Origin of the sequence: Roseovarius sp., from assembly GCF_027019125.1 — a bacterium.
Taxonomy (GTDB): Bacteria; Pseudomonadota; Alphaproteobacteria; order Rhodobacterales; family Rhodobacteraceae; genus Roseovarius.
The window spans coordinates 40,786-67,159 of sequence record NZ_JALUXE010000028.1 but is presented as its reverse complement, the minus strand read 5'-3'; the positions used below and the strand labels follow the sequence as shown (position 1 = coordinate 67,159).

Here is a 26,374-nt window from a genome sequence, read left to right as displayed (position 1 = left end):
TATGGCGCTTTTGAACATCAAGAACCTCACCGTCAAATTCGCCACCGCAACCGGCAGCTTTACCGCCGTTGACGGGATCGACGTGCATGTCGACCGGGGCGAGGTTCTGGCTATCGTGGGGGAATCCGGCTCTGGCAAATCGGTGTCGATGCTGGCGGTCATGGGTCTATTGCCCGATACCGCCACAATTACCGCTGATGAGATGACCTATGACGGGCGCGACATCTCCAATCTCTCGGATGCAGAGCGGCGTCACCTCATCGGGCGCGAGATCACCATGATCTTTCAGGAACCTATCGCCTCGCTGAATCCGTCTTTTACCGTGGGGTTTCAGATCGAAGAGGTGCTGCGCCTGAACCTTGGGTTGTCGCGCAGGGACGCGCGTGCGCGGGCCCTGGAGCTCTTTCGCGCCGTGGGCATCCCGAACCCCGAGACCAAGATCGACGCCTATCCGCACCAGATGTCAGGCGGGCAATGCCAGCGGGTGATGATCGCCATGGCAATCGCCTCGAACCCGCGCCTTTTGATCGCGGATGAGCCGACAACGGCCCTCGACGTGACCATCCAGAAACAGATCCTCGATCTCTTGATGAAACTGCAAGAGGATTTCGGCATGGCGCTGATCCTGATCACCCATGACATGGGCGTGGTGGCCGAAACCGCCGACCGTGTGGTGGTGCAGTATCAAGGCAAGAAGATGGAAGAGGCCGACGTGCTCTCGCTGTTCGAGTCTCCTCAGCATCCCTATACCCGCGCGCTGCTCTCGGCCCTGCCAGAGCACGCAACAGGTGATCGTCTGCCCACCGTTTCAGACTTCTTCTCGCAGGAGGTCGCCCGATGACCGCAAGTCCGATCGCCCCCGTCGTCGAAGGTCGCGGTATTGTGCAGGATTACGCGGTGCCCGGCAGTCTCTTTGCCCGCGCAGGCAAGGTGCGCGCGCTCAACGGCATCGACTTTGCTGTCGACAAGGGCAAGACCCTTGCCATCGTTGGCGAGAGCGGTTCCGGTAAATCCACCCTCGCGCGCATTATCGCGCTGATTGACGCGCCGTCGGGCGGAGAATTGCGGATTGACGACCACACAGTCGATCTTTCTCGAAAACGCCTTGGGCCTGCCCTGCGCTCCAAGGTGCAGATGGTTTTTCAGAACCCCTACGGAAGCCTCAATCCCCGCCAGAAGATCGGCAATGTGCTGATGGAACCCCTAGTGATCAACACCGATATGCCCGCCTCGGAAAGGCGAGACCGGGCCGAGGCGATGATCAGGAAGGTCGGCTTGCAGCCCGAGCATTTCAACCGCTACCCGCATATGTTCTCGGGTGGTCAGCGACAGCGCATCGCGATTGCCCGCGCGCTGATGCTAAACCCCTCGCTGCTTGTGCTGGATGAGCCGGTTTCGGCGCTCGATCTTTCGGTGCAGGCGCAGGTGCTCAACCTCTTGGCCGATTTGCAAGACGAGTTCGACCTGACCTATGTGTTTGTCAGCCACGATCTTTCGGTTGTGCGCTATATTGCCGATGAGGTGATGGTGATCTCAAAGGGTGAGGCGGTCGAGCAGGGCAGCCGTGAGGCGCTTTTTGCCGATCCGCAACACCCCTATACCCGTGCGCTCTTTGCCGCGACACCGGTGACCGATGTCGCGGCTATCCGCGCGCGGGTTGAACGCCGCAAGGCGGCACGGGCAGGTTAGACCACTTCGGGCACCGCCAGTTCCCTTGCGCGTGTGCGTAGCAGGAACTTCTGGATCTTGCCCGTCGAGGTGCGGGGAATGGTGGTGAACACGAAGCGGCCCGGCACCTTGTAGGGGGCCAGATGCTCGCGGCACCAGGCCCGCAGGGTTTCCGAATCTGCCGCCTGCCCCTCGGCCAGTTCGACAAAGGCGCAAGGGGTTTCGCCCCATTTCTCGTGCGGCATGGCGACCACGGCCGTCACAGCCACAGCCGGGTGACGATAGAGCGCTTCTTCCACCTCGATAGAGGATATATTCTCGCCGCCCGAGATGATCACATCCTTGGAGCGGTCCTTGAGTTGAATGTATCCGTCCGGATGCCGCACGCCCAAATCTCCGGAATGGAACCAGCCCCCGGCAAAGGCCTCTTGCGTGGCTTTCGGGTTGCGGAAATAGCCCTTCATCACGACATTGCCGCGAAACATCACCTCGCCCATGGTCACGCCGTCGCGGGGCACCGGGGCCATGGTTTCGGGGTCCAGCACGTCGAGACCCTCGAGCGCCAGATATCGCACACCCTGGCGCGCCTTGAGCTTTGCTTGTTCCGCAGATGACAGGGTAGACCAACCGTCGTGCCAGTCATTGACAACCGCCGGGCCATAGGTCTCGGTCAGCCCGTAGAGATGGGTCACGTCGAACCCTGCCTCCTTCATATCGGCCAAGAGCTTTTCCGGGGGCGGTGCCGCGGCGGTGAAGAATTGAACTCTGTGATCGAGCGCCCGTTTGACGCTCTGGGGGGCGGAAATCATCAGCGACATCACAATCGGCGCGCCGCAAAGATGCGTCACGCGCTCTTGGGCGAGCGCCTCCCAGATCGGTTCGGCGCGCACTTGGCGCAGGCAGACATGCGTGCCGATGATGGCCGAGAGCGTCCAAGGGAAACACCAGCCGTTGCAATGAAACATCGGCAGGGTCCACAGATAGACCGCATGTTTGGCCATGGAGGTGGTCAGCGCATTGCCCTGTGCCAAGAGATACGCACCCCGGTGATGCGAGACCACACCCTTGGGGTCGCCTGTGGTGCCGGATGTGTAATTGATCGAAATCGCGTCCCATTCATCCTCTGGCATCAGCCAGTCATAGGCCGGATCGCCAGTCGACAAGAAGGCGTCGTAATCTTCTGCCTCGGGCGCGATGCCCGGTGCCGCGAACTCCGGATCATCATATTGGATGAGGAGCGGGGTGGCTGTTGCAAGCGACAGCGCCTCTTGCATCAGGGGCATGAATTCGCGGTCCACGATCACGACCTGTGACATGGCGTGATCGAGTTGAAACGCGATGATGCCCGCGTCTAGCCGTGTGTTGATCGAATGCAGCACCGCGCCGCACATCGGCACGCCGTAATGACATTCCAGCATTGCGGGCGTGTTTGCCAGCATGACCGACACGGTATCCCCGCGCCCGATCCCCCGCGCGCTCAGCGCCGAGCCGAGCTGGCGCGAGCGCCGGTAGAACTCTGCATAGCTGCGGCGCAGGGAGCCATGCACAATTGCGATGTGATCCGGGAAAACCGTCGCCGCGCGTTCGAGAAACGTCAGCGGCGTCAGCGGCTGATGGTTCGCGGGGTTGCGATCAAGATCCGTGTTGTAGGGGTTCGTGCTCATGTCTCAGGCATCCTGCCACTGGGGCGCGCGTTTCTCGATAAAGGCACCGATGCCCTCTTGGGCATCGCGCGCCAGCATATTGTCCACCATCACGGCGGAGGCGTAGGAATAGGCATCGGACAGGGTCATCTCGCGTTGCGCGTAAAAGGCGCGCTTGCCGGTGGCGAGGGTCATGCTTGATTTCGATGCAATCTTGCGGGCCATGGCCATCGTGGCGGCCTGCAGATCATCAGGTGCTACGGCGTGATTGATAAGCCCCATTTCCGCCGCACGCGCGGCTGGGATCATATCGCCCGTCAGCAGCATCTCCATCGCATGTTTGCCCGCCACGTTGCGCGACAGGGCCACCATCGGGGTCGAGCAGAAGAGGCCGATATGCACCCCTGGCGTGCTGAACTGCGCCGTATCCGCCGCAATCGCCAGATCGCAGCTTGCCACCAACTGACAGCCTGCTGCGGTGGCGATGCCCGTAACCTCGGCGATCACCGGCTTGGGGCAGTTCACGATGGCCTGCATCACGCCGGAACAGAGCGCCATGATCCTGGTGAAATAGGCGCGACCCCGGTCCGCTCCGGCCCGCCCCGCGGTCATTTCCTTGAGGTCATGGCCCGCGCAGAACGCGGGCCCGTTTGCGGCAAGAACGATGACCCGCACCGCGGGATCATTCCCGGCCTCCGCAAAGGCGCGACCCAGGTCTGCCAGCATTGCCTCGGACAGCGCGTTGCGGCGTCCTGCGTCATTCAGCGTCAGGCGCAGGATGCCTTCGCCGTCGAGCTCAGAGAGAAGGATATCGCTTTTTGGCACGGGGTCTCGTCCTTTCAGAGGTCAGAGAATGTTGATCTCCACGCTCTCGGCGAGCGTGTTGGCGATAAAGCAGTAGCGATGCGCGCGGTCCTGCATTTCTGCCAGCTGCGCGTCTTCAACCGCAAAGCCGGTGTCGAACCGCACGACCGGATGCAGATCAATCCGTGTGACGGACATTTGCCCCTTGGGGTTCTTACCCAGATGGGCCACGGCATAGTCGTGATAGCTGGCGACCGGCCAGCCGGCCTTGGCCGCAAGGGCAAGAAAGGTCATCATGTGGCAACTGGACAGCGCCGAGGCGAGCGCCTGCTCAGGATTGGTGTGGGCGGGATCACCGCCCCAATCCGGGGCGGCATCCACTTGCACATCATGGTGGTTGTTGAACTGCACGGTATGGGCGTTGGAGTATTTGCCAGTGTGCAGCACAGGTTCGGCGCGCTGCCAATGCAGCTCGATTGCGAGGTCGGACATGGATCAGGACTCGTCTTGGTTGGGCGCGCTCAGGCGGCGGCGATTTTCTTGTTGGGGTCGTAGAAGGGGCGCTCCACCATCACGGCGCGCACGGGTCCCTTACCGGTCACAACCTCGACCTTGGCACCGATATTGGCATGTTCTGCCGCGACCATGGCCAATGCGATGTTACGCTCCAGACGCGGTGAGTAGACGGCTGACGTGACTTTGCCGACCTGCACGCCCGACACATTGATCGCCCAGAAGGTGGTGTTCGGCCCCTTGAGCGGTGCGCCGTCGATGATCAGGCCGACCTGCTTGCGGCTGGGGCCCTCGTCGCGGATGCGGCGCAGCGCGGCCTTGCCGATGAACTCTGCCTCGATGTCGAGATTGACCAGACGGTCCAAACCCAACTCGTAGGGGTTCGTCTTGATGTCGGCATCGGCATGATAGGACAGCATGCCACCCTCGATGCGACGGATCGAGGAGGTATGGCCGGGTTTGAGCCCAAAGGGCAGGCCTGCCGCCATGATCCGTTCCCACAGGGCATCGCCATGGGCGCTATCCCGCAGGTAAATCTCATAGCCCAATTCGCTCGACCAGCCAGTGCGCGATACGATCAAGGGCATCCCGTCCAGTTCGACTTCGCGCATCCAGTAGTATTTCAGATCGAGGATGCTCTCGCCAAAGAGCTCTTGCATGATCAGGCCCGATTTCGGCCCTTGCAATTGCAGGGGGGACACGTCCGGTTCGCCGATGGTCACATCCATACCGGAATGCACCGCCACACCCTGCGCCCAAAGAAGGATGTCGCTATCGGCCAGCGAAATCCAGAAGTGGTTCTCGGCCAGACGCAGCAGGATCGGGTCATTGAGAATGCCGCCCTCTGCATTGGTGATCAGGATGTACTTGCACTGGCCAACGGCCATTTTCGACAGGTCGCGCGGCGTCAGCATCTGGACAAAGCGTGCAGCGTCGGGGCCGGTGATCTCGACCTGGCGCTCTACGGCCACGTCGCAGAGGATGGCGTCGTTCACGAGGGTCCAGAAGTTCTGCTCCGGATCACCAAAGTCACGCGGGATATACATATGATTGTAAACCGAAAATCCCTTGGCTCCCCACCGCACGGTGGCGTCGAAATAGGGGGATTTACGGATCTGGGTGCCAAAGCCGAAGTCGTCTGCTTGCATCATGGTTTTCGCCCTTGCTGTTCCGTCACGCCACCGCGGCGGACTGTCTGAAACTGGCGATCTTCTAGGGCCAAACGGCACCGGAATTTGGTCTGAAAAAACGATCCGCGCAGACTGAACAGGCTGATTTTCAATCGCGGACAGACTACGCGGTCGTTTGGATCACTTGCCGTCTTTTGCCGTGAGAAGCGCGAGACTCGGTTGACCGGATTTGACTCGCCGCGTGGCGATGTAGGTCATGTAGCGGTCGATGCCCAAGTCACCGGCAAGCATGGCGTCCATCACGGTCTGGAACCGCGCAAGGCTGGGGCAGATGACGCGCATCACATAGTCCATGCCGCCGCCGGTGGCGACACATTCGGTGATCTCGTCGCGCCCGCGGACGAACCCCTCGAACCGGTCAAAATCCGCCTTGCGGTGATGTGTGAGCGAGACGGTAACGACCACCTCGGTAAAATCGCAGATCTTCTCGAGCACGATATCCGCGTGATACCCGCGGATAAAGCCCGCCGCTTTCAAACGGTCAAGACGTGCCCAACACGGGGTCGGCGAGATATTGGCAATCTCAGCCAGCCGAGTCTTGCTCAGGGGGCCATGCTGTTGGACCGCATTGAGAATGCGGATATCCGTTGCATCAAGCCCGAGCCGTTTCATCCCCTGGAACCCTTTGTCACAAGATGGCGATGGGTCATCGCGCAGCGCGTTGCACGCACCATTCGAATGTATCGCGCATATCCGCACGTCCTAGCCCTATTGCAACATCTTTCTCGCCAAAAACGACGAGGATTGCCTTGCCCTGGTCCCGGTCTGGCGCGTGATCGTTGAATGTCGGGCCTGTTCCTTGGTAGAGGTCAGGAACCGGCGGCCCAACCACATGCGGAGAAAGTCATGAGCGGATTACTGGCGCTATTCGACGATGTGGCCGCTATCGCCAAGCTGGCCGCGTCGCAACTCGACGATGTGGCTGCACAGGCGAGCAAGGCCGGCACCAAGGCCGCCGGTGTGATCATCGACGATGCCGCTGTCACACCGAAATACGCCACCGGCCTGCCTGCGGCGCGCGAGTTGCCGATCGTCTGGAAAATCGCGCGCGCCTCGTTCTTCAACAAGCTGGTGATCCTGCTGCCTGCAGCGCTTTTGCTGCATGCGTTCCTGCCTTGGGTGTTGACGCCTCTATTGATGATCGGCGGGGCCTATCTGTGCTTCGAGGGTGCCGAGAAGGTCTGGCATCTGATCGTGCCACACAAGGACCACGGCCCGCAGGAGGCCGAAACACTTGAGGCGGCACATCTTGAAGAGCAGCGTGTGAAAGGGGCAATCAAGACCGATTTCATTTTGTCCGCAGAGATCATGACCATCGCCCTGTCACAGATCGACATTGGCACCTTTTGGATACAGGCCACGGCCCTGGCTCTGGTTGCCATAGGCATCACCGCGCTGGTTTATGGTGCCGTTGCCCTACTGGTAAAGGCTGATGACATCGGCCTGCATCTGAGTACGACCGGGCGTTTTTCCCCCACGCGCGCGTTCGGGCGGGGTATTGTCCGGTCCATGCCGGGTGTATTGACGGGAATCGGCGCCATCGGAACGGTTGCGATGTTGTGGGTCGGAGGCAGCATTCTGGTGCATGGTCTGCATGAACTTGGCTGGCATCTGCCGTATGAGCAGATCAAGCTTGCCGCGACATGGGCGGCAGAGGCGGCTGGCACGATGCCCGGCCTTGTCTCTTGGGCGGTGACGGCGGGGCTCGACGGTATTCTCGGCCTGATTGCTGGTTTTGCGCTGATCCCGATTGTCATCCGAGCAATTGTTCCGGTTTCCGACTGGCTCTTTCCCGAGAAATCGTGACTCTGTTGCACGTCCGTCAAAAGCAGGTCACTGGTGTCTCGATCCCTCGAGGTGCCCAGAACGCCGTGTCTTGTGGGATCACCTGCTTCCTTCTAGCCTTGTTCAACCTTCCTTGGTTTTACGGTGAGAGCTTTTGAGACAAGACTCGGCTGAGACGACGCAATTCGGGTTGCAGGGCGCGCTATTGCGGCGCGGGTTTGCCGTGTCCGATGCGCTCTGGACACGGCTCTTGGGCGGACGCACGAACCAAAGCTGGAAAGTCGAGGCCGAGGACCTGTCCATCGTCGTCAAGCTCTTTGGCAATGTTTCGGACAATCCCTTGTTTCCCAATGATGCAAATGCAGAGGTTACCTGTCTCCGGCATTTGGAAAATCAGAACCTTGCCCCAAGGTGGTTGGATGACTTTGCCACCGCAGAGGGGCATTGCGTGATCTATGAGCATGTCCCCGGTCAAAGCTGGCAGACGGGCGTGTCAGAGATTGCCGCACTTTTGTACCGGGTCCATCGCATGGCAGGCCCGGGGAATTTGCGCGCGGTGCCAGATGGGAGTGAGGGGCTTGTGCGCCAGACAGAATACATCCTGTCCCACTGTCCCCCTCTCAAAGCCAAGCGCATTCTGAGTTTTCGCCCCTCGGGGGTGATTCCGCCTGTCGGGCGAAAGTGCTTGCTGCACGGCGATCCCGTTGCTGGAAATATCGTTGGAAACCCGGGGGATTGGCGGCTTATAGACTGGCAATGTCCGGCGATTGGCGACCCGTGTGAGGATATCGCCCTGTTTCTGTCCCCGGCGATGCAAATGGCTTATCGCGGTGCGCCGTTGTCGGAGAACGAGCGTCAGAGATTTCTGGCATCTTATCCCGATCCGGAGATTGCCCGGCGCTACCAATCGCTTGCAGCATTCTACCATTGGCGCATGGCGGCCTATTGTCTCTGGCTCGATTCGCGCGGTGATTGCGCTGCTGGCGAAGGAACAGAGGCGGAAATCGCCGCAATGAGCGCCGTATGCTTCTGAAATTGCATAAAAATTAATCAGGCCGTTGCAACTATATCTCTAGGCGGCGAGAATGGGCGCATGGCGAAAATTCGGGTTCCATTGAGCCTTGAGCTATGGCATAAGCAGACCTAAGTCCTTTTGGGATGTCATGGTCCATAATGGATAGGAGAATAAAATGAAGAAGATTTCGACGCTTGCCGCCGCTGCTGCTCTGGCAGTCTCTGCTGCAGCTCCTGTGCTGGCAGAAGAAGCAAAAACCAATGCTGACCCCTTCGTGTCGACGCAGGGTCAGGCCGCTGGTCTCGGCTTGGGCCTGACCACTGGCACCACTGTGGCTGTTATTGCAGGTGCAATCATTGTTGGCGCAGTTGCTGCTTCGGGTGGCGACGGTTCGTCCTCCACGACGACCACGAACTGATATTGGTCGCGCCGTTTTCAGCGGCAATCAACATGCGAAATACAGAAAACGGGCAGAATTGCCCGTTTTTTGCTGTTTCAAGGGTAGGACGGAGGCAAGGCCAGCAGCTCGTCCAATTGCCTGGCGATCCAACCGCGCGGGATGAAATGGCCACGGCTGTGCACATCAAGCACTACGCGGCCTTCGGTGCAGTCCTCCCATGTGATGCGCTGAAAGCTGAGCGGTTCAGTCGCGCTCCAGTCTCCACGCCCCTCGCCGGGTTCTGCACATCCCAGCCTGTCCCGCCAGAGTTTGACAGGCCATGTGGTCTCGCCCTCCGGACCGAACGGAAAGTCCATGACGGTATCTGAGGTGCCGTGCACGTGACGAATCTCTTGAGGGGCCTGTTGGCAGCGTTCTGATTGGCGCAGGGTGCCCGATACCGCCAGCAGAGCGGAAACGCCGTTGCCGTTCTCACATACATAACGCCAAGCCATCGCGGATCCGTAGGAATAGCCCGAGACAAAGATGCGGGCGCGGTCTATCGGATAGCGTTTGGCGGCATCCTCGATCACGGCGGCGGCAAAGGCCACATCATCGGTTTGGGAGGTCCAGAAGTTCCACGTTCTGCCCTCGCCATTGGGGGCCAGTAACAGCACGCCGCGTCGCCGTGTGGCACCCGCGACGCGGGGATGTTTGACCACGACCGTGCCTTGCCGCATCCACCCATGAAAATGCAATAGAACCGGCAAGGGCGACGACCCATCCCAGCCATCAGGCTCTAGCACGTGATAGGAACGGTCCCCCAAGGGACAGGGCAGTTCGGCGTGACAGCGATCCTCGGTTGTCTCGATTGCGTGCAGCAGCCCCGGACAGAGAAAACACAGCAGGAAGAACAGGGAACGCATGGCATCTCCGACACGTGACTGAAACCAGACTACGCACCGTGCCTGAAATGTCATGTCACAAGGGTGTCAGGTTTGGCCCCGACGATCCATGTCGGGGCCGCACAGGTCAGATCAACGCAAAGATGCGTGCGGGCCCGCCAGAGCCGCCGCGGTGCTTGGGCGCGCCGATCACGATGGTCGCCCCGGCGGCGGGCACCTTGTCGAGATTGGCCAGACATTCGATGCCGAACCGGCCCGTTGGCAACCAGGCGTAATGCGTCGCGAAATCGGCCGAGGGGCCGTGGTCGAGCGACAGTGTATCGCTGGCAATCGAGCGGGCACCGGTTTCCTCGATCAACATCTGCGCCGCCTCGATGTGAAAGCCGGGATAATGCTGTTTCTCGCCATCAAAGCCGCGGAAGGCGTCGGTGCCGGTTTTGGCACCCCAACCGGAATGCAGCGCCACACAGGCGCCGTCGGGGATCGGGCCGTGGGTGGCAATCCACGCCTTGAGATCGTCAGGGGTGAGCATCGTGTCGGCGTCCTGTGCCGCGCGTGCGGCAATATCCACCACGCAGAGCGGCGCGACCAGATCGCCCACGGCGATTTCATCGACCGATGCGCCATCCGCCGAGAAATGCAGCGGCGCATCCACATGGGTGCCAGTGTGCTCGTTCACCGTCAGGGTCATCAGGTTGAAGCCGTTTTCGGCAAAGTTGAAATTCTGCTCTGTCGAGATGCCGGGCGCGCCGAAATAGGTGGGAAAATCCGCGTCATAGGTATGGGTCAGGTCCTCGACCTTGGCATGTCCATTCGCCATGGCGGGCGTGCCGCCAAGAGGGGACAATGCGGCCGCTGCCCCGACTCCTGCCGCGGCGGTGAAAAAGCCGCGGCGCGACAGCATCCTGTCCTTGACCGCGTTGATGATACAGGCGTCACACATGGCATGTCCTTTCGGGTTTCGGTGCATATGGGGTGCAGCCTAGCATGATTCTGCGTTATGCAAGGGGCGGCTTTGGTCGGAACCTGAAAACAAGGAACATGCCATGGTGGCGCTGATGCGCTTGCTGATTTTTGGATTGATCGCTCTGACGGTGCTCTATCTGGCGATCTCCTGGTATTCGCGTTCCGTGCGGCGACGGAAAATGGAGCGCGATTGGGAAGAGGCGGGTCGTCCCGGCGACAGGAATACCTATATAGAGACCGGTATGGCGCAATATGAGCAATCGCTGCGCAAGCGGCTGATCTGGCTGGTCTATATCGTTCCGGTGGTGACAGTGGTGGTCATCATATATCTGACGAACTTCATGTAAGGGGGCCGATGATGGTCTATGTCAAATGGGTATTCTGGGGTCTGTTCTGGACCGGCGTGATTGCATTTCTGCATTACACGCTGCCGCAGCATGATGTGGTGCGGATCACGGATACCTATGAAAAGCGGGTCAATCCGGGGGATAATGCGCTCTTCTGGTCGAATGCGGATACCGGAGAGGACCCGACAGCGACCGAACGGGATGTGTTCTTCATCCAGACCTTCCGTGCCAATGACAAGCCGATGATCTATCGCAACGAGGATACGGGCTGGGGCTGGCCGCCCTATTTCAAGTTCGACACCTCGAATTTGCAGGCCGAAGCCTCGGACATGATGTCCAAGAAATCAGCCGAGAATGCCCAATGGGTCGTCGTGCGCCATTATGGCTGGCGGAACGAGTTCTTTTCCATCTATCCCAATGCCGTCAGCATCTGGCCGGTCGCGGGGCCGGATGTGCAGATCATCCCTTGGGTCAAGATCGTGATCCTCCTGTTGCTCGCCGCATCAGCTTGGGCCATCCGGGTTCGCTGGCGGCGGTTCTGGAACGGGCGCCAGGAACAGGGTGACACGGAATGGGGCGTCGGGCGCGGTTAAAACCGCGCCCATTCGACCTCAGCGCTTGCCGTAGTAGAGACCCACGACATGCTCTGCCTCGGCAAAGAACAGCCAGCGTGACGCCGCGACCCCGGCGACATGGGCGAGGACAGCGACCAAGGCCAGAGCATGGCTAAAGGGCACAAGCAAGAGCAGGACAGGCACGGCATAGCCCAGACCAAAGGCAATGCCGCGCAGTTTCAGCGCGTGTTTGCGCCCAACCTGAAAGACCAATTCCCGCAAGAGGTAGTTGGGCCCGGTATGGGGTGGCTCAAAGGCGCGCACCGTGCCGATATGCCCAAGGCCCGTTGCTGTTGCCATATCCGTGCCCGAGGCGGCAAAGGCCCCGTCGCCGCGCACCCACCACAGGATTTGCAGGACCCCTGCGATCGGGATCAGGATCAGCGCCGCGCTGACCTGCCCCGCCAAAAGCGCGCCGCCGGCCAGTGAAATCGCAATCAAGAGCGCGGGTGTCAGGGGGGTTCTCCAGCGTGGCACGGTTTTCAGTTGGGCATAGATCATCGACGTGGTGAACACGGTGCCAAGAGCGAGCGCTGCGCCACACCAGCCCAAAAGCGCCATACGTTCGTCAAGGAATACAAGACCTGCGCCGTAAATCCCCATGACGACAAGCGCCGCGACCGCGCAGACGCCTTCGCGGCTCAGCCAGCTTGACCGCCACTGGCTAAACGCTTTCCATGCGCGTTCGGGATGCCCGAGGTGAAAGGTTGAAGCCATGAGCCCGCCCACGGCCAGTGCATAGGCGATGGCGAAGAAGGCGAAGGCAACCCAGCCAGTGACCGCAGGCAGTCCCAGACCCAGCCAGAACAGCAGGCCAAAGCCCAGGCCCGAAAGCGTGGTAAAGACGATGACGGAAGGGGCTGGATGCATCAGAGCTTCTCCAAGGTCTTGTCGAGCCAGCCAAGGAAGCCCTTGGGTTCCTCGATCACGGGGGCGAGGAACGGCGCCAGAATGTCGATCTCGCCCACCGGCTTGGGTTGGTCGAGCCGATCCTTGGGGCGCGGCGGCAGGTATTTGTTGACAGGTTTGGTGGACTGTTCCGGCATGAGATCGAGGCCACCGCGCTCGGCGGTGAGTTTCGAGACATTGCTTTCGGGATCTGCGAAATCCCCGAAATGGCGGGCACCGGCGGGGCAGGTGCGCACGCAGGCCGGCACGCGGTCGACCTCGGGCAGGTTCTCGTTATAGATGCGGTCCACGCAGAGGGTGCATTTCTTCATCACCCCTTCTGCGGCGTCCATTTCGCGCGCGCCATAGGGACAGGCCCAGGCACAGAGACCGCAGCCGATGCAATTGCTCTCATTGACCAGAACGATCCCATCCTCGACGCGCTTGTAGCTGGCCCCCGTGGGACAGACGGTGACGCAAGGCGCGTCCTCGCAATGCAGACAGGATTTGGGGAAATGCACCAGTTGCGCGGCGGGGTGCGGCATGGCCGAGCTAGCCAGCGGCTGCACCTCATAGCTGTGAACGCGGTTGAGGAATGTGCCCGAAGGGGCCGCGCCATAGGGTTGCTGATCACTCAGGGGAGCGCCGTAATTCTCGGTGTTCCAGCCCTTGCAGGATACCACGCAGGCGTGACAGCCGACGCAGGTGTCGAGGTCGATCACCAGGCCCAGTTTTCGGGTGGTGGATGCGGGAAGCGTTGTCATGTGCGGCGCTCCTCTAGGATAAGGGGTCGGATGCTCACCGGTTCTTCGCGGCTCTTGTCCCATGTGGCGATGAACCAGATGAACGAGCCGACGCTGAACGCGACAAAGGCCAGAATGACCAGCAATGTCAGGGCTTTGCCGCTCATTTTCCGACCTTCCATTCAAGATGCTCGGGGCCCTGCCCAACCGGCGATTTGATCGGGGCGAAGGCGGGCTGCGCTTCTTGCGGTGCCGTGGCTTTGTCGATCTTGACGCGCAGGTCGAACCACGCCGCCTGTCCGGTGATGGGATCGGAATTGGACCATCTGAGGCCGTCACCCTTGGGCGGCAAAAGCTCGTGGATCAGATGGTTGAGCAGAAAGCCGCGCGTTGCCTCGGGGGCATCCTCGGAGAGCGCCCAGGCCCCCTTGCGCTTGCCGATGGCGTTCCATGTCCAGACGGTGTTTTCGTTGAGCGCGGCCATATGCGCCACGGGCACGGTGATCTCGCCATGGGCAGAGGTGACGCGCGCCCAATCCCCATCTCTGAAACCGTGCTTTTCCCAGATTTTGGTGGGCAGGTAGAGCGGATTTTGACCGTGAATCTGGCGCAGCCATGCGTTTTGCGTACCCCAGGAGTGATACATCGCCATTGGGCGCTGTGTCAGCGCATGGACGGGGAATTCGTCGGGATCGACATGCGCCTCCTCGAAGGGAGGATACCAGATTGGCAGCGGGTCCATCGTGGCCTTGATCCGGTCACGCAGGTGGTCGGGGGGCTGGCGCGTGCCATGCCCCTCGGCGGCCAGTTGGAACCTGCGCATGGTTTCGACATAGAGATCAAACACATAGGGCTGTGGCGTGTCAAAGAGGCCCATACCGACGGCCCAATTCTGATAGGCCATGTTCCACGGTTTGTAATACTGCGCGCCGTCGGGGATGTGGTTGACGAAAAAGCCGCCGTTCTCGATGTATTGGTCAAGCTGGTCTGGGTTGGGCGCACCGCGTCCAGTCTCTGTGCCATCGCCGCGAAAGCCCGAGAGTGGGCCGATGCCCGGTTTTCGCTCGTGATTGACGATGTAATCGGCGTAATCGGCGTATTTCGCCGTGCCATCCTCGGCGGTGAAACCGGGCAATTTCAGCTTGTTGGCCAATTGCACCAGCACGGTTTGAAAGCCGCGCACATCCCGGTCAGGTTCGATCACCGGCCAGCGGATCGCATCGGCGGCGGCATCCGCCTCGCAGATCGGGCGATCCAGCAGCGAGATGCAATCGTGGCGTTCCAGATAGGTTGTGTCGGGCAGAATCAGATCGGCATAGGCGACCATCTCAGAGCTATAGGCATCCGAATAGATGATGCGGGGAATGACATAGGCACCGCTCTCGTCCTTGTCGGTCAGCATCTCGATCACGCCGCGCGTGTTCATCGAGGAATTCCACGACATGTTGGCCATGTACATGAAGAGCGTGTCGATCTTGTAGGGATCACCGGCATGGGCGTTGGAGATGACCATATGCATCAGCCCATGCGCCGACATCGGGTTTTCCCAGGTAAATGCCTTGTCGATGCGGGCGGGCGTGCCGTCGGGTTTGAGCGCCAGATCCTCTGGGCCGCGCACAAAGCCCAGATGCGGGCCGTCGAGCGGGCAATCGGGCTGCACGCCGCAATGCGGTTTGGGGTGGGCGCTTACGGGTTTGGGATAGGGCGGTTTGAAGCGGAAACCGCCGGGCACCTCGACCGTGCCGAGCAGGATTTGCATCACATGCAGGGCGCGGGCCGTCTGGAACCCGTTGGAATGCGCCGAAATTCCGCGCATGGCGTGAAAGCTGACGGGGCGGCCGGTCATGGTCTGATGCGTCTCGCCGCGGAAGTCGGTCCATTCGTGATCGAGCGTGATTGCCTCGTCAAAAGCCACGCGCGCGATTTCGGCGGCGATTCGGCGGATCTTGTCGGGGGTCACGCCGCAGCGCCCAGAGACTGCCTCTGGAGCGTATTGCGGATCGAGATAGCGTTCGGCCATCAGGTGCATCACCGGGCGATGCGTGATGCCGTCTGCCTCGTATGTGGCCGAGAGATCAGGGCGCACGCCGGGTGTGTCAAAGGCGGTGAGCTGGCCGGTCTTGCGGTCGATCACCAGAGGCTTGCCATCATCATCGCGCAGGAAAAGCCCGTGCTCGGGCGAGGCGGGATCGCTGTTCACCAGCACCGGCGCATTGGTGTAGCGCGCGAGGTAGTCGAGGTCGATCTTGCCCGACCGCATCAGTTCGTGGATGAGCGACAGGATGAAAAGCCCATCCGTTCCGGGGGTTATGCCCACCCAGTCATCTGCCACGGCGTTGTAGCCAGAGCGGATCGGGTTCACGCCAATGACGCGCGCGCCCCGTGCCTTGATCCGGCCAATGCCCATCTTGATCGGGTTGCTGTCATGGTCTTCGGCAACGCCGAAGAGGATGAAAAGCTTGGTATGCTCCCAGTCCGGCTGGCCAAATTCCCAGAATGCGCCGCCCATCGTGTAGATACCGGCCGCCGCCATGTTGACCGAGCAGAATCCGCCATGTGCGGCATAGTTGGGGGTGCCGAAATTCTGCGCCCAGAAGCTTGTGAAAGACTGCGATTGATCGCGCCCTGTGAAGAACGCGAGCTTGGACGGATCGTTATGGCGGATCGGTTCGAGCCAGTCAGTGGCGATTTGCAGCGCCTCGTCCCAAGAGATTTCCTGAAACTCGCCCGAGCCACGGGGGCCGACCCGCTTGAGTGGCGCGCGCAGGCGCGAGGGGGCGTTGACCTGCATGATGCCGGCCGAGCCCTTGGCGCAGAGCACCCCCTTGTTCACCGGGTGGTCGCGATTGCCTTCGATATAGGCAACCTTGCCCCCCTTGAGGTGCACGTTGATGCCGCAGCGGCAGGCGCACATGTAACAGGTGGTTTTGCGCACCTCATCCGAGACATGCGGCGAGGTGTCGATGCGGGGCTGATGTGTCATGGCTGGTCTTTTCCTCCGTCGGCGTCACGTTATGGCAGAAGAAACCTGATCGCGACCATCTTCTTGATTCTTTTCATTTCCTGAAAACATGTCTCGGAAATTCCGAAATTACCGGTCTGTTGTTCCTGTTCTTGGCTTCAATCGCTGGACAAGAGGCGTCGTGCGTCGGCGGCGATCATGCGTTCCTCTTGGGCCGGAACAATCCAGCAAGCGATTTTCGAGGTCGGGGTGTGCAGGCGGGTTGCGCCTGTTTCGTTGGCGCGGAGGTCGATCTCTGCCCCGAGCCAAGCGAGGCCTTCCATGATCCGGGCGCGCACGGGGGCCGCGTTTTCGCCGATGCCGCCGGTAAAGGCCACGGCATCAAGCCCCTGCATCGCGGCGATGAGCGATCCTGCGTGGCGGATGGCCCAATAGCAGAAATGCTCGACCGCGAAGGCGCTTGCCGGGGAGGGGTCGGCGAGCAGTGCGCGCATGTCCGACAGGCCGCCCGAGAGGCCGCGCAACCCGCTTTCCTTGTTCAGAAGGGTATGCGTCGCGGCGATGCCGTCCTCTTCGGCCAAGCGCAGCACGGCGTTGCCGTCGATCATGCCCGTGCGGGTGCCCATGGTCAGCCCTTCAAGGGGCGAGTAACCCATTGATGTTGCGACTGACTTTCCGTCACGGATGGCGCAGACCGACGCGCCGTTGCCAAGGTGAAAGGCCAAAAGGCGCGGGGGTAGTGCGGTAGCGGTCAGGGAAGGGAGGCTGTCGACCAAAGTGGCATAGGAGATGCCGTGAAAGCCATAGCGCCGGATGCCGCGCGCCTCGATTGCGGCAGGCAGCGCGTAGCGGGTGGCGACCTCGGGGTTGCTGGCGTGAAAGGCTGTATCGAACGCGGCCACCTGCGGCAGATCGGGGGCGAGCCTGGCCAGTGTTTCGATCGCGGCGATGTTGTGCGGGTTGTGCAGCGGGGCAAGCGGCGTGCAGGCCTTGATCGCGGTCAGCACCGCAGGCGTGATGCGCATGGGCTGGGTCAGCGCCGTGCCACCATGCACCACGCGATGCGCGGCGGCGGCAAAGCGGGTGATGGGAAATCCTTGATTTTCAAGTTCTTGCAGGATTTCTTGCAGGGCTGTCGCGTGATCGGGCAGGCTCCGGGCGGCCTTTACATCGCCCAGTTTCAGCGTGCCGGGGCCGCCGATACCATCGGCGATCCCGGTCAGGATTTGGGTGAGCTGGCCATCAAATACGGCCAGCTTGATCGAGGATGACCCGGCATTCAGGACCAGAACGAGATCGCTGTTGCCGGGGCTCGACATGGGTCAGACCTGCTGCTCGCGCATGTCGGCGGGATCAATTCCGGCGACGGCTACGGGCTTTTTCATCGCGTCGCGGCGGAAGGGCTCGCCCAGTTCCTGATTGATCATGGCCTCGATGAGGGTGGTTTTGCCATGTTCCATCTGGTCCTTGATCGCGGTGTTGAGCGCCTCGGTCAGTTCCTCCATCGTGCGGGCAATCACGCCCTTGAGGCCGCAAGCCTGCGCAATCCCGGCATAGCTGACCTGCTGATCCAGCTCCGTGCCGACGAAATTGTCGTCAAACCAAAGGGTTGAGTTGCGCTTTTCGGCACCCCACTGGTAATTGCGGAACACGATCTGTGTCACGGCGGGCCATTCCGAGCGGCCAATGGCGGTCAGTTCATTGACCGCGATGCCAAAGGCACCGTCGCCGGCAAAGCCCACCACCGGCACATTCGGGCAACCGATCTTGGCGCCGACGATCGAGGGCAGGCCATAGCCGCAGGGGCCAAAGAGGCCGGGGGCGAGGTATTTGCGGCCCTCTTCGAACGACGGGTAGGCATTGCCGATGGCGCAATTGTTGCCGATGTCCGAGGAAATGATCGCCTCGCGCGGCAGGGCGGACTGGATCGCGCGCCATGCCATGCGGGGGCTCATCCAGTCGGGTTTATCGGCGCGGGCACGCTGGTTCCAGGTGGTGCCGGGATCGTCGTCTTCGTGGTCCATCGAGCTGAGTTGCTGTGCCCATGTCGATTTTGTTTTTGCGATCAGGGCCTTGCGGTCTGCGCGGTCGGTGTCGCCTGCGCTCTCGCCCAGGTGGGCGAGGATCGAGGTGGCGACCTTTTTGGCGTCGCCGACGATGCCCACGGTCACTCTCTTGGTCAGGCCGATGCGGTCGGGGTTGATGTCGACCTGAATGATCTTGGCCTCTTTGGGCCAATAGTCGATGCCATAGCCCGGCAGGGTCGAGAAGGGGTTGAGGCGCGTGCCAAGGCAGAGCACGACATCCGCGCGCGAGATGAGTTCCATCCCCGCCTTGGAGCCGTTGTAGCCCAGGGGCCCCGCGAAGAGCGGGTGCGAGCCGGGGAAGGCGTCATTGTGCTGATAGCCGACGCAGACCGGGGCATCGAGACGCTCGGCCAGTTGGCGTGAGGCGTCGATCCCATCGGCCAGCACCACACCGGCCCCGTTGAGGATGACGGGAAACTTGGCCTCGGTCAGCAGTTTGGCCGCCTCGGCAATCGCGGACTCGCCACCCGAGGGGCGCTCAAACTCGACGATTGCGGGCAATTCGATGTCGATGACTTGGGTCCAGAAATCGCGGGGCACGTTGATCTGGGCGGGGGCAGAGGCACGTTTTGCCTTGAGAATCACACGGTTGAGAGTTTCTGCGATGCGCGAGGGATCGCGCACCTCTTCCTGATAGGCGACCATATCCTCGAACAGTTTCATCTGTTCGACCTCCTGAAAGCCACCCTGACCGATGGTCTTGTTGGCGGCCTGCGGGGTCACGAGCAGGAGGGGGGTATGGTTCCAATAGGCGGTTTTGACGGCGGTCACGAAATTGGTGATGCCGGGGCCGTTCTGGGCGATCATCATCGACATCTTGCCGGTGGCGCGGGTGTAGCCATCGGCCATCATGCCGGCAGACCCCTCATGCGCGCAGTCCCAGAAAGTGATCCCGGCCTTGGGGAAAATATCGGAGATGGGCATCATGGCAGAGCCGATAATCCCGAAAGCGTGTTGAATTCCATGCAGTTGCAGGGTTTTGACAAAGGCCTCTTCGGTGGTCATCTTCATCGGCTGGGTCCTCTGGGTCGGGCGCGCGGTGGCGGTTAATGGGAATATCCTATGCGAAACTAGCGGTCTGTGGGGGTTACTTCTAGGGCCAGAAGGCGCTGTAGGATAAGGCCAGTGTGTTTTGAAAATGAGAATTTGGGTATCAATAAGCGTGACGTATCGCTCTGTGCGCTTTTGGGGCGCGTGCCGGGGGGAGGCGGCAAGTTATTAATTTTGAATAATAATGCACTGAATTACCGTTCAGCGGGTTTGCCCGGGGATCAAGGCCAATTCCCGGGCGATATGGGCAATTCCTTGCGGGATGCGATCCGAGGGAATTGAGGAATAGGCGAGGCGGTAAAAATTGCGGGGTCGGTCGGTGCCGTGAAAGAACGGATGGCCCGGTTCTATCAACACGCCCGACCGCCTGAGGGTGGTGTCGATCTGGCCCATGTCGATATGGTCCGGGGCCTGCATCCAGATCGAGGAGCCGCCAAAAACACCGCGCCCGGCGATGTCGAGGCCGTGTTCGGCAAGTGCGCTCTCCATCACGTTGCGGCGCCGGGCAAAGACCTGACCCATCCGGCGCACCAGGCTGTCGTAATGTCCCAAGGATAGGAAATACGCCGCCGTGCGCTGAACATGGCCCGGCGGATGGCGCAGGACCGAGGCGCGCAGCGCGCGGCATTCGCGGATAAATGACTTGGAACCAACAAGATAGCCAAGGCGCAGCCCAGGAAAGATCGACTTGGAGAAAGAGCCTACGTAAATCACTCGCCCCTCGGTATCGAGAGATTTCAGCGCCGGGAGGGGCGCGCGGAGAAAGGAGACTTCGAACTCGTAGTCATCCTCGACAATCAGCGCCTCCATCTCGGCGGCGCGGGCGAGCAGCGCCTTGCGCCGTGCCAGGGGCATGGTGGCATTGGTGGGGGCCTGATGGCTGGGCGTGGTAAAGATCACGTCGGCCTCATCGGGCAGGTTTTCCGGCGGCAGGCCGTCGCGGTCCACGTCCACCGGCATCAGATGGCAGCGCGACTGCATGAGAATGTCGCGCAAGGCGTGGTAGCAGGGGTTTTCAATGGCGGCGGTGCGGCGTTGGGTCAAGAGCACCTGAGCGGTGAGCCACAAAGCGTTCTGAGCGCCCATTGTGACAAGGATTTCATCGGGTTGGGCGATGATGCCGCGACGCGGCAGAGTGTGGCGGGCGATGAACTCGATCAGTTTGGGATCGTCCTGATCGTAGTAATCGGCGGTGAGCGCCTGAAAATCCTTGGCCCCAAGCGCCTGAAGCGCGCAGTGACGCCAGTTGGCATGATCAAAGAGCGCCGGATCGGTCTGGCCGTAGATGAAAGGATAGGGGTAGCGCGCCCAATCCTGCGGCTTTTCGGGCGTGTCGCCACCGGTGAAGCGGCGGCCAAGCGCGCGGGACCAGTCAATGGTGTCGCCGCGCGGCGCGGGCGCGGTAAACGCCGGAGGTTCTGGTGCATTTTCAGAGACATAGTAGCCAGAGCGGTCGCGCGAGGCGAGATAGTCATTGGCCTGCAACTCGGTCAGGGCGAGGGTCACGGTGATGCGGCTGACGCCCAGATGCGCGGCGAGTTTGCGCGAGGAGGGCAGCTTCTCGCCCTTGCGAAAGCGGCCCGACAGGATGCCCTGCGCGATCATCTGCTGGATCTGCGCCTGCAGCGTGCCCTCGGCCTCGGGGGCAAGAAAGAAGGTCTCGACTGGAATCGCCATGGGGGCAGATTAGACTGGACTTATCGCCCTTGCAATCTGGTCTGGTTTGAGGCGTGGCGTGGAATTGTAAGCTCTGTAAGGTCTGTCAGGGGATTTTGTAAGCTCGCTCAGGGTGCGGGAAAGAGGCTGTCAAACGCGGCCGTGCCCGCCGGGGAAAAGCGGACGATCCGTGTACCGGGAACGCGCTTGGCCCAGCCCTGAGACTCGAGATGCGCGAGCAGGCCGCGCCCGAGACGCCCGGCCAGATGCGCGCGGCGTTCGGACCAGTCGAGACAGTCGCGGCAGAGGGGCGTGCGGGGAGAGGGCAGGCGTGTCACGTCGAGCCCAAGGGCGACGATAAAGCGGTGGCCGCTGTCGGTGAGCGTGAGGACCGCGTCATCGCGGTGGAGATAGCCGCGCGACAAGAGGCTGTCATACATCCGGGTGCCCATATCGCCCGCGAGGTGGTTGTAGCAGACGCGGGCGCGGCGCAACTCGGGGTCGCGGGGGCCGGGGCGGGTGCGCAGATGGCCTGCCCCCGCCGCAAAGCCCATAAGGGTTTCCAGAAGATGCGCCACGTCCTCCGAGGCAAGGCGGGTGTATTTGTGCCGCCCTTGCCGCGCCTGGGTGACAAGACCGCCGGCTTCCAGCCGGGCGAGATGGGCGGAGGCGGTTTGCGCGGTCACGCCCGCCTCTGCCGCGAGTTCGGTGGCGGTCAGGGCCTTGCCGCTCATCAGGGCGGTGAGGATGTTGGCGCGGGCCGGGTCGCCGATCAGGGCGGCGATGCGGGCGATGTCGGGACCTGTTTTCATAGTTCGATGGTAGACGAAGCATGAATGCTGCGCAATCGGATAGATCGGAGGCTGCAACCATTTTGAAAGGACTGCCGTGCCATGCTGACCTGTGTGATTCGCTATCATATCGACCCGACCAAGAGAGAGGAGTTTGCACAATATGCCCGCAACTGGGGCAAGGCGATCCCGCGCTGTGGGGCGGATCTGATCGGCTATTATGCCCCGCATGAAGGCAGCAGCACGCTGGCCTATGGCATTTACAATATCCCCTCCCTCGCGGCCTATGAGGCCTATCGCGCGCGGCTGGCCGATGATCCGCTGGGGCGCGAGAATTATGCCTTCGCGCAGCGCGAGCGGTTCTTGTTGCGCGAGGACCGCGTTTTCCTGAAGCTGGTGAGCGGATGAACCCGGTGGGATCTGTCGCGGCGCAGAGGGGCCGCCCAGGCGGCAGCCCGAGGCAAGACGCGGTGGCCGAGAATTGCCGCCCATGCGGATTGCCGGGGCAACATGCCGTAACCGCCGTGGCCGACGTGGCGGAGTGGCGCAGGAATATGCTAGGGCTGACAGTCAGGGCAGGCGGCCGAGGCGTCGATCCGGGGCAGGCGGCCAAGAAGGGCCGTGGAGGCATCGAGCCGGGGCAGGCGGCCAAGGGAAGCGGCGCAACCATGCGGGAGGGAATGAGATGATTGCGGTCATATTCGAGGTGATCCCCGGTGAGGGACAAAAGGAGCCATATCTGGAGATGGCGGCCAAGATGCGGCCCCTGGCCGAGGCGATCCCCGGCTTTATCAGCGTCGAGCGGTTCCAGAGCCTGACCAACCCCGGCAAGCTCTTGTCCCTGTCGTTCTGGGAAGATGAGGCGGCGGTGATCCGGTGGCGGCAATTGGCGGCACATCGCGGCGCGCAGAAAGCGGGGCGCGAGGTGATGTTTGACGATTACCGGCTACGCGTGGTCAGCGTGATCCGCGACTATGGCATGACTGAGCGCGACGAGGCGCCCGAGGACAGCCGCGCGGCGCATGGGGCGTGAGGCCGGTCGCGCCGCAGTCAAAGGGCAAAGGAGGACCATCGGCGACAAAGGGCGGCGGGCGTACGGGGCGCGGGACTGGCGGTGGCGACACGCGCCTGACACACTCTTCGCCAAGCTGTGATTTGAATGTGGGGTTTCATGCCGTTAGCCAGAGGGCGTTGGAAAACGAGGATTGGCGCAAATGGCATTACACGAGAAAATCATTCTGTCACCGCAGGACAAGCTGGATGCGCTGGCGGTTCTGGTGCTGCGGCTGGGGCTGGCGTGGTTCATTTTCCTGTGGGCGGCGCACAAGATCATCACGCCGGGGCAATATCAGAGCCTGGCGCGCAATTTCGACGGGGTCGAGGTGAGCCTCGGCCAGGTCTATCTGGCGGGTGGCGCGCAGATTTTCCTCTGTATTCTGGTGGTGCTGGGGGTGGTGCGGTATTTTTCCTACGGTGCCTTGCTGGTCATGCATTTCTTTACCGTGACGCGGCGTTGGGAGGGGTTCTTTGATCCCTTCGCCGTGAACGATCGGGGCTTTCCGGTGAACCGCAATCAGGTGATTGACCTGGCGGTGCTGGCGGCCTTCATCGCGCTGGTGCTGCTCATTCGTCGGGATCATTTCAGCGTGGGCGGCTGGCTGGCGCGTCATGACCGGGCGCGGTGGTGGATGTAGCGATTGGCACTGGCGCGGGTGGATCGGGCTGCCTAAAAGGGGCGGGACCACATCTGAAAGGACATCCCATGAGTGAGATTACCCGTCTTCATACCGGCCCCCGCATGAGCCAAGCGGTCGTGCATAACGGCATCGTCTATCTGGCAGGCCAGGTCGGCAAGCCCGGTGACAACGTGACCGAGCAGACCAAGACCTGTCTGGCGCAGGTCGATGCGCTGTTGGCCGAGACCGGGAGCGACAAGACGCGCATCCTGCAGACCATCGTCTGGCTGGCGGATATGAAGGATTTTGCCGAGATGAACGCGGTCTGGGATGCCTGGGTGCCGCAGGGCCACACACCGGCGCGCGCGGCGGGTGAGGCAAAGCTCGCGACGCCGGAGTATCTGGTCGAGTTCATCGTGACGGCGGCGCAGAAGTAAGGATTTGCCCGATCTTTGCGTCCTGCGATGCGCGTCCCGGGGCGTGACGGACAGCATGAACCCGCCTCGGAGCGATCCGGGGCGGGTTTTTCTTGCGCGCCTTAGCCGCGCAGGGCGGGCAGGCCGATGCCGGTGGCCTCGAACCCGCCATCGACGGCGATGATCTGGCCGGTCACGTAGCTGGCGGCGGGTGAGCAGAGGAAGGTGATGACCGCGGCGATTTCATCCTCGCTGCCGTAGCGGTTGAGGGGGATCGCATCGTGGTAGGCGGCGACGATGTCGGGGGTGTGCACGGCCATGGCGAGTTTGGTCGCCACAGGGCCGGGACAGACGCAATTGGCGCGCACGCCGAATTCGCCAAGCTCTGCCGCCTGTTGCAGCGTGAGATGTTTGACGGCGGCCTTGGAGGTGCCATAGGCCACGCGCAGGGTCGAGGCGCGCAGGCCCGAAATGGAAGCGATATTGACGATGGCCCCCCGCGCCGCGCAGAGCGCGTCGCGCAGCGCCTGAGACATCAGGAACACGCCGTCGAGGTTCGTCTCCATCACGGTGCGCCAGCGGGCGAAGTCGGTGTCGGCGAGGGGGCCGAAATCGGCCACGCCGGCATTGTTGACGAGCGCATCGACAGAGGGCGCGGTGGCGGTCACATGGGCGGCCATTTTCGCCACCTGATCGGGCTGCGAGACATCGCAGAGCACCGGATCAACGCCCGAGAGCGGGTTTGCCGCCTCTTGCAGAGCGGCGGCGTCGCGGTCGATCATCACCACGCGCCAGCCCTGGGCCAGAAATTGCCGGGTGGTGGCAAGGCCGATGCCACGGGCGGCGCCAGTGACAACGGCGGTTTTCGGAGCGTCGGTCATGGGTATCAGTCCTGTTGCGGGGCGGCGTCGTGGCGATAGGCGGGGCGGCCGATGCTGTCATAGGCGGTAAAGCCCGCGCGTTTGGCATCCTTGACCGAGTAGATGTTGCGCAGGTCGGCCATGCGGGGGGTGGCCATCTTGCGCGCCAGCCGTTTGAGGTCGAGGGCGCGAAACTCGTTCCATTCGGTGAGCAGAACCAGAAGATCGGCCTTGTTGGCGCATTTGTAGGGGTCATCGTGCCAGGTGACACCGGGCAAGAGCCCCTCGCCCTCGCGCTGGCCCTGGGGGTCGGTCACGCGCACGCGCGCCCCGCCGCCGACGAGGGCCGGGATGATGGTGAGCGCGGGTGCATCGCGCATGTCGTCGGTATTGGGTTTGAAGGTGACGCCCAGAACCGCGATGGTCTTGCCGTTGAAGGAGCCGTCACAAAGATCGAGCAGCTTGTCGATCATGCGGCGTTTCATTTCCTCGTTCACGGTGATGACCTTTTCGGTGATCTGCATGGGCAGACCGTGATCCTGACCGATGCGGGCCAGGGCGCGGGTGTCCTTGGGAAAGCAGGATCCGCCATAGCCGGGGCCCGCATGCAGGAACTTGTTGCCGATGCGGCCATCAAGGCCGATGCCATGGCTGACCTGTTTCACATCCGCGCCGGTGCGTTCGCAGAGGGCCGCGATTTCGTTGATGAAGGTGATTTTGGTCGCGAGAAAGGCGTTGGCGGCGTATTTGATCATCTCGGCGGATTCGAGATCGGTGGTGACGATGGGAAAGTCGCGCAGGTAGAGCGGGCGGTAGATTTCGGCCATCACATCGGCGGCGCGGTCGGTCTGGACGCCGACGACAACGCGGTCGGGTTTCATGAAATCGTCGATGGCCGCGCCTTCGCGCAGGAATTCGGGGTTGGAGGCGACATCGAAATCGAGGGTCGGATTGGCCTTTTTGATCACCTTCCTGACGGCGCGGTTGGTGCCGACGGGGACGGTGGATTTGGTGACGATCACGACATAATCCTTGGCGGCGCGGGCGATCTCTTCGGCGGCGGCCATGACATAGGTGAGGTCGGCGTGACCGTCGCCGCGCCGGGTCGGGGTGCCCACGGCGATGAACACCGCCTCGGCCCCGTCGATGGCCTGGGCCAGATCGGTGGTGAAGCGGAGGCGACCGGCCTCGACATTCTTGGCCATGAGGGTATCGAGACCCGGTTCGAAGATCGGCACCTCGCCGCGCAGGAGCATCGCGATCTTGTCGGGGTTCTTGTCGACGCAGGTCACGTCATGGCCGAAATCGGAAAAACATACCCCGGAGACAAGGCCCACGTAGCCCGTTCCGATCATCGCAATTTTCATGTTACATGCCCTTTGACGCAAAACCTCTGGGTTTGACTGTATTGGTGGT

General features: G+C 61.7%; 28 protein-coding genes. 11 read left to right on the top strand and 17 right to left on the bottom strand.

Translation table 11 applies throughout. The annotated features are described in order from the left end of the window. Position 1 precedes the first annotated feature (1 nt). Both MVC20_RS11835 and MVC20_RS11830 read left to right on the top strand, forming a co-directional pair. The gene (locus tag MVC20_RS11835; protein ID WP_297541593.1) at positions 2 to 841 is read left to right on the top strand and encodes an ABC transporter ATP-binding protein; all 840 of its coding nucleotides are present in this window, start codon (positions 2 to 4) and stop codon (positions 839 to 841) included. Beyond that, positions 838 to 1,689, top strand: a complete 852-nt coding sequence (locus MVC20_RS11830; RefSeq protein ID WP_297541591.1) for an ATP-binding cassette domain-containing protein — start codon at positions 838 to 840, stop codon at positions 1,687 to 1,689. Before MVC20_RS11835 ends, MVC20_RS11830 begins: the two co-directional genes overlap by 4 nt. Here MVC20_RS11830 and MVC20_RS11825 read toward each other — a convergent pair. The 5 genes from MVC20_RS11825 to MVC20_RS11805 all read right to left on the bottom strand — a co-directional run bounded on the left by MVC20_RS11825 (position 1,686) and on the right by MVC20_RS11805 (position 6,430). After that, the gene (locus MVC20_RS11825) at positions 1,686 to 3,332 is read right to left on the bottom strand and encodes an acyl-CoA synthetase (protein ID WP_297541589.1); all 1,647 of its coding nucleotides are present in this window, start codon (positions 3,330 to 3,332) and stop codon (positions 1,686 to 1,688) included. The two genes, MVC20_RS11830 and MVC20_RS11825, sit on opposite strands and share 4 nt — an antisense overlap. Before the next feature lie 3 nt (positions 3,333 to 3,335). Then, on the bottom strand, positions 3,336 to 4,136 hold the full coding sequence (locus tag MVC20_RS11820; RefSeq protein WP_297541587.1) for an enoyl-CoA hydratase: 801 nt from the start codon (positions 4,134 to 4,136) through the stop codon (positions 3,336 to 3,338). Positions 4,137 to 4,157: 21 nt separating this feature from the next. After that, entirely contained in the window at positions 4,158 to 4,607 is a 450-nt protein-coding gene (locus MVC20_RS11815) for an OsmC family protein (protein WP_037270146.1), read from the bottom strand. 29 nt (positions 4,608 to 4,636) lie between these two features. Then, positions 4,637 to 5,779 carry a glycine cleavage T C-terminal barrel domain-containing protein gene (locus tag MVC20_RS11810; RefSeq protein WP_297541585.1) on the bottom strand — a complete coding sequence of 381 codons (1,143 nt, stop codon included), beginning with the start codon at positions 5,777 to 5,779 and terminating at the stop codon, positions 4,637 to 4,639. 159 nt (positions 5,780 to 5,938) lie between these two features. Continuing rightward, positions 5,939 to 6,430: an Lrp/AsnC family transcriptional regulator gene (locus MVC20_RS11805; protein ID WP_297541583.1), complete on the bottom strand. Its 492-nt coding sequence runs from the start codon at positions 6,428 to 6,430 to the stop codon at positions 5,939 to 5,941. Between the two features lie 234 nt (positions 6,431 to 6,664). Between MVC20_RS11805 and MVC20_RS11800 the strand changes: the two genes are divergently transcribed. From MVC20_RS11800 to MVC20_RS11790, 3 genes are all read left to right on the top strand, one after another. Then, entirely contained in the window at positions 6,665 to 7,624 is a 960-nt protein-coding gene (locus MVC20_RS11800; RefSeq protein WP_297541581.1) for a DUF808 domain-containing protein, read from the top strand. 133 nt (positions 7,625 to 7,757) lie between these two features. Then, positions 7,758 to 8,636 (top strand): phosphotransferase, encoded by an 879-nt coding sequence (locus tag MVC20_RS11795; RefSeq protein ID WP_297541579.1) that lies wholly within the window; start codon positions 7,758 to 7,760, stop codon positions 8,634 to 8,636. 157 nt (positions 8,637 to 8,793) lie between these two features. Then, positions 8,794 to 9,036, top strand: coding sequence for a hypothetical protein (locus MVC20_RS11790; protein WP_297541577.1), 243 nt, complete (start codon positions 8,794 to 8,796; stop codon positions 9,034 to 9,036). 77 nt (positions 9,037 to 9,113) lie between these two features. On the opposite strand, the gene MVC20_RS11785 is transcribed toward MVC20_RS11790, so the two are convergent. After that, positions 9,114 to 9,923 (bottom strand): polyhydroxybutyrate depolymerase, encoded by an 810-nt coding sequence (locus tag MVC20_RS11785; RefSeq protein ID WP_297541575.1) that lies wholly within the window; start codon positions 9,921 to 9,923, stop codon positions 9,114 to 9,116. A 106-nt stretch (positions 9,924 to 10,029) separates the two neighbouring features. Next, the gene (locus MVC20_RS11780; RefSeq protein ID WP_297541573.1) at positions 10,030 to 10,845 is read right to left on the bottom strand and encodes a cyclase family protein; all 816 of its coding nucleotides are present in this window, start codon (positions 10,843 to 10,845) and stop codon (positions 10,030 to 10,032) included. 103 nt (positions 10,846 to 10,948) lie between these two features. Between MVC20_RS11780 and MVC20_RS11775 the strand changes: the two genes are divergently transcribed. Both MVC20_RS11775 and MVC20_RS11770 read left to right on the top strand, forming a co-directional pair. Next, positions 10,949 to 11,215 (top strand): hypothetical protein, encoded by a 267-nt coding sequence (locus MVC20_RS11775; protein WP_037270428.1) that lies wholly within the window; start codon positions 10,949 to 10,951, stop codon positions 11,213 to 11,215. Positions 11,216 to 11,226: 11 nt separating this feature from the next. Next, positions 11,227 to 11,808: a DUF1523 family protein gene (locus tag MVC20_RS11770; protein WP_297541570.1), complete on the top strand. Its 582-nt coding sequence runs from the start codon at positions 11,227 to 11,229 to the stop codon at positions 11,806 to 11,808. An 18-nt stretch (positions 11,809 to 11,826) separates the two neighbouring features. Here the strand turns inward: MVC20_RS11770 and MVC20_RS11765 are convergent, their stop codons facing one another. The 8 genes from MVC20_RS11765 to MVC20_RS11730 all read right to left on the bottom strand — a co-directional run bounded on the left by MVC20_RS11765 (position 11,827) and on the right by MVC20_RS11730 (position 22,027). Then, complete coding sequence (locus MVC20_RS11765) at positions 11,827 to 12,699, bottom strand: DmsC/YnfH family molybdoenzyme membrane anchor subunit (protein WP_297541569.1); 873 nt, start codon at positions 12,697 to 12,699, stop codon at positions 11,827 to 11,829. Beyond that, the gene (locus tag MVC20_RS11760; protein WP_297541567.1) at positions 12,699 to 13,481 is read right to left on the bottom strand and encodes a 4Fe-4S dicluster domain-containing protein; all 783 of its coding nucleotides are present in this window, start codon (positions 13,479 to 13,481) and stop codon (positions 12,699 to 12,701) included. The genes MVC20_RS11765 and MVC20_RS11760 overlap by 1 nt, the downstream gene beginning before the upstream one ends. Continuing rightward, positions 13,478 to 13,627, bottom strand: coding sequence for a hypothetical protein (locus MVC20_RS11755; RefSeq protein WP_297541565.1), 150 nt, complete (start codon positions 13,625 to 13,627; stop codon positions 13,478 to 13,480). Before MVC20_RS11755 ends, MVC20_RS11760 begins: the two co-directional genes overlap by 4 nt. Continuing rightward, positions 13,624 to 16,443 (bottom strand): molybdopterin oxidoreductase family protein, encoded by a 2,820-nt coding sequence (locus MVC20_RS11750; protein ID WP_297541563.1) that lies wholly within the window; start codon positions 16,441 to 16,443, stop codon positions 13,624 to 13,626. The genes MVC20_RS11755 and MVC20_RS11750 overlap by 4 nt, the downstream gene beginning before the upstream one ends. Before the next feature lie 137 nt (positions 16,444 to 16,580). Further along, complete coding sequence (locus tag MVC20_RS11745) at positions 16,581 to 17,741, bottom strand: acetate/propionate family kinase (RefSeq protein WP_297541561.1); 1,161 nt, start codon at positions 17,739 to 17,741, stop codon at positions 16,581 to 16,583. A 3-nt stretch (positions 17,742 to 17,744) separates the two neighbouring features. Continuing rightward, positions 17,745 to 19,520 carry a sulfoacetaldehyde acetyltransferase gene (gene xsc, locus MVC20_RS11740; RefSeq protein ID WP_297541559.1) on the bottom strand — a complete coding sequence of 592 codons (1,776 nt, stop codon included), beginning with the start codon at positions 19,518 to 19,520 and terminating at the stop codon, positions 17,745 to 17,747. Positions 19,521 to 19,760: 240 nt separating this feature from the next. After that, positions 19,761 to 21,236: a PLP-dependent aminotransferase family protein gene (locus tag MVC20_RS11735; RefSeq protein ID WP_297541557.1), complete on the bottom strand. Its 1,476-nt coding sequence runs from the start codon at positions 21,234 to 21,236 to the stop codon at positions 19,761 to 19,763. A 107-nt stretch (positions 21,237 to 21,343) separates the two neighbouring features. After that, a complete protein-coding gene (locus MVC20_RS11730) occupies positions 21,344 to 22,027 on the bottom strand; it encodes a helix-turn-helix transcriptional regulator (RefSeq protein WP_297541555.1) in 684 nt (227 codons plus the stop codon). A gap of 81 nt (positions 22,028 to 22,108) precedes the next feature. On the opposite strand from MVC20_RS11730, the gene MVC20_RS11725 reads away from it, so the two are divergent. From MVC20_RS11725 to MVC20_RS11710, 4 genes are all read left to right on the top strand, one after another. Further along, the gene (locus MVC20_RS11725; protein WP_297541553.1) at positions 22,109 to 22,414 is read left to right on the top strand and encodes an NIPSNAP family protein; all 306 of its coding nucleotides are present in this window, start codon (positions 22,109 to 22,111) and stop codon (positions 22,412 to 22,414) included. Between the two features lie 277 nt (positions 22,415 to 22,691). Continuing rightward, positions 22,692 to 23,039, top strand: coding sequence for an antibiotic biosynthesis monooxygenase (locus tag MVC20_RS11720; protein ID WP_297541551.1), 348 nt, complete (start codon positions 22,692 to 22,694; stop codon positions 23,037 to 23,039). A gap of 181 nt (positions 23,040 to 23,220) precedes the next feature. Next, positions 23,221 to 23,700 carry a hypothetical protein gene (locus tag MVC20_RS11715; RefSeq protein ID WP_297541549.1) on the top strand — a complete coding sequence of 160 codons (480 nt, stop codon included), beginning with the start codon at positions 23,221 to 23,223 and terminating at the stop codon, positions 23,698 to 23,700. 68 nt (positions 23,701 to 23,768) lie between these two features. Then, the gene (locus MVC20_RS11710; protein ID WP_297541547.1) at positions 23,769 to 24,119 is read left to right on the top strand and encodes a RidA family protein; all 351 of its coding nucleotides are present in this window, start codon (positions 23,769 to 23,771) and stop codon (positions 24,117 to 24,119) included. 101 nt (positions 24,120 to 24,220) lie between these two features. Here MVC20_RS11710 and MVC20_RS11705 read toward each other — a convergent pair whose 3' ends face one another. Further along, positions 24,221 to 24,979, bottom strand: coding sequence for an SDR family oxidoreductase (locus MVC20_RS11705; protein ID WP_297541545.1), 759 nt, complete (start codon positions 24,977 to 24,979; stop codon positions 24,221 to 24,223). Between the two features lie 5 nt (positions 24,980 to 24,984). After that, positions 24,985 to 26,325, bottom strand: coding sequence for a UDP-glucose/GDP-mannose dehydrogenase family protein (locus MVC20_RS11700; RefSeq protein WP_297541543.1), 1,341 nt, complete (start codon positions 26,323 to 26,325; stop codon positions 24,985 to 24,987). Positions 26,326 to 26,374 lie beyond the last annotated feature (49 nt).

Excerpts from the sequence above, each read along its gene's own strand:
- MVC20_RS11730 (WP_297541555.1), bottom strand. The coding sequence starts at position 22,027 with ATGAAAACAGGTCCCGACATCGCCCGCATCGCCGCCCTGATCGGCGAC.
- MVC20_RS11775 (WP_037270428.1), top strand. The coding sequence starts at position 10,949 with ATGGTGGCGCTGATGCGCTTGCTGATTTTTGGATTGATCGCTCTGACG.
- MVC20_RS11750 (WP_297541563.1), bottom strand. The coding sequence starts at position 16,443 with ATGACACATCAGCCCCGCATCGACACCTCGCCGCATGTCTCGGATGAG.
- MVC20_RS11705 (WP_297541545.1), bottom strand. The coding sequence starts at position 24,979 with ATGACCGACGCTCCGAAAACCGCCGTTGTCACTGGCGCCGCCCGTGGC.
- MVC20_RS11700 (WP_297541543.1), bottom strand. The coding sequence starts at position 26,325 with ATGAAAATTGCGATGATCGGAACGGGCTACGTGGGCCTTGTCTCCGGG.
- MVC20_RS11770 (WP_297541570.1), top strand. The coding sequence starts at position 11,227 with ATGGTCTATGTCAAATGGGTATTCTGGGGTCTGTTCTGGACCGGCGTG.
- MVC20_RS11785 (WP_297541575.1), bottom strand. The coding sequence starts at position 9,923 with ATGCGTTCCCTGTTCTTCCTGCTGTGTTTTCTCTGTCCGGGGCTGCTG.
- MVC20_RS11725 (WP_297541553.1), top strand. The coding sequence starts at position 22,109 with ATGCTGACCTGTGTGATTCGCTATCATATCGACCCGACCAAGAGAGAG.
- MVC20_RS11815 (WP_037270146.1), bottom strand. The coding sequence starts at position 4,607 with ATGTCCGACCTCGCAATCGAGCTGCATTGGCAGCGCGCCGAACCTGTG.
- MVC20_RS11745 (WP_297541561.1), bottom strand. The coding sequence starts at position 17,741 with ATGTCGAGCCCCGGCAACAGCGATCTCGTTCTGGTCCTGAATGCCGGG.
- MVC20_RS11720 (WP_297541551.1), top strand. The coding sequence starts at position 22,692 with ATGATTGCGGTCATATTCGAGGTGATCCCCGGTGAGGGACAAAAGGAG.
- MVC20_RS11790 (WP_297541577.1), top strand. The coding sequence starts at position 8,794 with ATGAAGAAGATTTCGACGCTTGCCGCCGCTGCTGCTCTGGCAGTCTCT.
- MVC20_RS11830 (WP_297541591.1), top strand. The coding sequence starts at position 838 with ATGACCGCAAGTCCGATCGCCCCCGTCGTCGAAGGTCGCGGTATTGTG.
- MVC20_RS11765 (WP_297541569.1), bottom strand. The coding sequence starts at position 12,699 with ATGCATCCAGCCCCTTCCGTCATCGTCTTTACCACGCTTTCGGGCCTG.
- MVC20_RS11800 (WP_297541581.1), top strand. The coding sequence starts at position 6,665 with ATGAGCGGATTACTGGCGCTATTCGACGATGTGGCCGCTATCGCCAAG.
- MVC20_RS11710 (WP_297541547.1), top strand. The coding sequence starts at position 23,769 with ATGAGTGAGATTACCCGTCTTCATACCGGCCCCCGCATGAGCCAAGCG.
- xsc (WP_297541559.1), bottom strand. The coding sequence starts at position 19,520 with ATGAAGATGACCACCGAAGAGGCCTTTGTCAAAACCCTGCAACTGCAT.
- MVC20_RS11825 (WP_297541589.1), bottom strand. The coding sequence starts at position 3,332 with ATGAGCACGAACCCCTACAACACGGATCTTGATCGCAACCCCGCGAAC.
- MVC20_RS11810 (WP_297541585.1), bottom strand. The coding sequence starts at position 5,779 with ATGATGCAAGCAGACGACTTCGGCTTTGGCACCCAGATCCGTAAATCC.
- MVC20_RS11780 (WP_297541573.1), bottom strand. The coding sequence starts at position 10,845 with ATGTGTGACGCCTGTATCATCAACGCGGTCAAGGACAGGATGCTGTCG.
- MVC20_RS11805 (WP_297541583.1), bottom strand. The coding sequence starts at position 6,430 with ATGAAACGGCTCGGGCTTGATGCAACGGATATCCGCATTCTCAATGCG.
- MVC20_RS11835 (WP_297541593.1), top strand. The coding sequence starts at position 2 with ATGGCGCTTTTGAACATCAAGAACCTCACCGTCAAATTCGCCACCGCA.
- MVC20_RS11715 (WP_297541549.1), top strand. The coding sequence starts at position 23,221 with ATGGCATTACACGAGAAAATCATTCTGTCACCGCAGGACAAGCTGGAT.
- MVC20_RS11760 (WP_297541567.1), bottom strand. The coding sequence starts at position 13,481 with ATGACAACGCTTCCCGCATCCACCACCCGAAAACTGGGCCTGGTGATC.
- MVC20_RS11735 (WP_297541557.1), bottom strand. The coding sequence starts at position 21,236 with ATGGCGATTCCAGTCGAGACCTTCTTTCTTGCCCCCGAGGCCGAGGGC.
- MVC20_RS11755 (WP_297541565.1), bottom strand. The coding sequence starts at position 13,627 with ATGAGCGGCAAAGCCCTGACATTGCTGGTCATTCTGGCCTTTGTCGCG.